Source organism: Pseudomonas protegens (assembly GCF_003732485.1).
Taxonomy (GTDB): Bacteria; Pseudomonadota; Gammaproteobacteria; order Pseudomonadales; family Pseudomonadaceae; genus Aquipseudomonas; species Aquipseudomonas protegens_B.
In genome coordinates this window covers 22459-25142 of the sequence record NZ_MOAK01000033.1, presented here as the reverse complement: position 1 = coordinate 25142, position 2684 = coordinate 22459, and the positions used below count along the sequence as shown (strand labels likewise).

The 2684-nt window shown below is 67.8% G+C and carries 1 protein-coding gene and 1 pseudogene; one reads left to right on the top strand and one right to left on the bottom strand.

Annotation, left to right across the window (positions count from 1 at the left end; genetic code table 11):
* Positions 1 to 270: 270 nt before the first annotated feature.
* The gene (locus BLX41_RS05395) at positions 271 to 2142 is read right to left on the bottom strand and encodes a sigma-54-dependent Fis family transcriptional regulator (protein WP_123724064.1); all 1872 of its coding nucleotides are present in this window, start codon (positions 2140 to 2142) and stop codon (positions 271 to 273) included.
* 341 nt (positions 2143 to 2483) lie between these two features.
* On the opposite strand from BLX41_RS05395, the pseudogene BLX41_RS34530 reads away from it, so the two are divergent.
* Positions 2484 to 2684: pseudogene (locus tag BLX41_RS34530) on the top strand (ATP-NAD kinase); the annotation flags it as partial.

Genomic DNA, 2684 nt, shown 5'->3' with positions numbered 1-2684 from the left:
GCCCGCAAGATCACCGCCCCATCCGAGGGCCTGTTCGCCGGCAAGCCGGCTCCTACGGATTTCGTCCCATCACGCAGTCCGTTGTAGGAGCTGGCTTGCCAGCGAAGGCGCCCGCAAGATCACCGCCCCATCCGAGGGCCTGTTCGCCGGCAAGCCGGCTCCTACGGGGTTCGTCCCATCACGCAGTCCCTTGTAGGAGCTGGCTTGCCAGCGAAGGCGTCCGCAAGATCACCGCCTCATCCAAGGGCCTGTTCGCCGGCAAGCCGGCTCCTACGGTCGGTTGCTGCGGCCGGGCATCTGGATGCCGTGCTGCTGTACGCGGCGATAGAGGGTGGCGCGGGAAATGCCCAGGGCCTTGGCTGCCGCCACGGGTTTCCAGCGGTGGCGTACCAGGGCGTCCAGCAGGGCCTGGCGCTCGGGGCTGGTGGCGGTTTCCAGGGCGGGCAGGGCGCCTTCGGCCTCGGCGCCGCGCAGTTGTTCGGGCAAATCATGCAGTTGGATCAGCGGCCCTTCGCACACGGCGCAGGCGTAGCGCAGCACATGGCGCAATTGCCGCACGTTGCCCGGCCAGCGGTAGCCCAGCAGGCATTCCAGCGCCGCATTGCCCAGTTGCACCGGCGCACCGCAGCGCTTGGATTCCTCTGCGACAATCCGGGTGATCAGCGCCAGCCGGTCGCTGCGCTCGCGCAGCGGCGGCAGCTGAAAACGCGCACCCCCCAGGCGAAAATACAGGTCCTCGCGAAAGCCGCCTTCAGCCACCAGCGCTTCCAGGTCGCGGTGGGTGGCGCAGATCACCTGAATATCCACTGACTGGCGCCGCGAGGCCCCCAGTGGCGCCACTTCACCCTCGGCCAGCACCCGCAGCAAGCGGGTCTGCAAGGCCAGGGGCATGTCGCCGATTTCATCGAGGAACAGGGTGCCGCCATCGGCCTGTTGCAGCAGGCCCTGCATGCCCTTGTTCGAAGCGCCGGTAAAGGCCCCGGCGACGTAACCGAACAGCTCGCTCTCGATCAGGCTTTCCGGGATCGCCGCGCAGTTTACCGCGACAAAGGGCCGGTCCCGACGCTGGCTGGCCTGGTGCAGTTGGCGGGCGAAGACCTCCTTGCCGGAACCGGTCTCGCCCTGGATCAGTACCGGCAAATGCCGGTCCTTGACCCGCACCGCCAAGCGCAGGCTCTGTTCCACCCGCGGGTCCAGCGGTTCGCCGGCCAGGCTCAGGCGCGGGCGACTCTGGGGCCGGCGCGGTGCCTGCAAGCGGCCGTGGAGGTTGTCGGAAAGGGGGCACAGGGCTTCGTCGCGGGCGCGCTGCAACAGCTGCGGGTCGAACACCTGGGCGATGTGCTGCGGCAAGCAGCCATAGCGGCGCAGCAGGTAATGGCGCGCCGCCGGGTTCAGGGCCCGCAGGCAACCGTCGTCGTCCCAGGCCAGCAGGTAATCCGGCTGGCTGTCGACATAGCCCGGGCTGGCATGGGCCCGCAGCACCCAGTAGCCCTGGGCGCTGTTCATGAAGAACGCCTGTTCGATCTCCCGCGCGCTCTGCACCACCATCTGCCGGATCAGGTGCTGGGATCGGCGGTCGTCCGGGGAGCGCACCGCCGACACATCCAGCACCCCCAGCAGCTCGCCCTGGGGATCGAACACCGGCGCGGCGGAGCAGGTCAGGCCGATGAACGCGGCGCGAAAGTGGTCGCGCTTGTGCACGGTGATCGGCGTGCGCGCGGTGAGCACCGCCGCCACGCCGCAGGTGCCTTCCTCGCCTTCGGACCAGCAGGTGCCCAGGTACAGGCCGGCCTTGCGGCAGTCGTTGCGCAGGGTGGATTCCACCCGGTAATCGATGGTCTGGCCCTGGGCGTCGGTGAGCAGCACGCAGTAGTCGGCGTCGCGCACCCGGCCATGCAGGCGCGCCACTTCTTCGCTGGCGATACGCAGGAACAGCTCGGAGCGCTCGCGGCATTCCTTGAGCACGTTCTCGGAAAGGATGCGCGGCCCCTGCAGCGAACCGGGGTCCAGTTGGTGCTGCTCCATGGAGCGCCGCCATGAATCGAGGATCAGGCTCGGCACCGGTGCCTGGGGCAGGTGCGCGGCGTTTTTCAGCACTCGGCTGACGCAGTCCACATGGGCTTTTGAATGTGCGGAAAGCATGAAGGCCTCCGGTTGCAGCTTCTTATCGTTGTCGGCGCATTAAGCGCCGATCCGCCGCCCTCGACAAGCACCGAACGCCGCCGGGACGGCAGTGAGACGCAACGTCTCAAGGTCTCGCCAAGGCCCCGTGCAGCCTGACATGCGACGTCTCACGGGCAGCTGGCTTCAACGCGTCGCAGCAAGCCTGTCAGCCGCTCTGGAACGGCCTTTTGCAGAGGTTTTCCGACAACTGGCACCGGCCTTGCTCTGGCTCTGTTCAACCAGCGTCGACTGGCCCATCGAAGAATAAGAACGAGGTGCCCGATGTTTTCTCCTGCCTGTGCTCCGCCCGCGGTGAGCTCATGAACCGCCGCCCCCTGACCGTCGGCATCATCGCCAACCCGGCCTCGGGCCGTGATGTGCGTCGCCTCACCGCCAATGCCGGGCTGTTCTCCAGCACCGACAAGGTCTCGGTGATCCAGCGCCTGCTGGCGGCCTTTGGCGCCACCGGCATCGAGCAGGTGCTGATGCCCACCGACATGACCGGCATCGCCGCCGCGGTG

Bases quoted from the DNA above. Each gene is read 5' to 3' on its own strand.
- BLX41_RS05395 (WP_123724064.1), bottom strand. From the start codon at position 2,142: ATGCTTTCCGCACATTCAAAAGCCCATGTGGACTGCGTCAGCCGAGTG.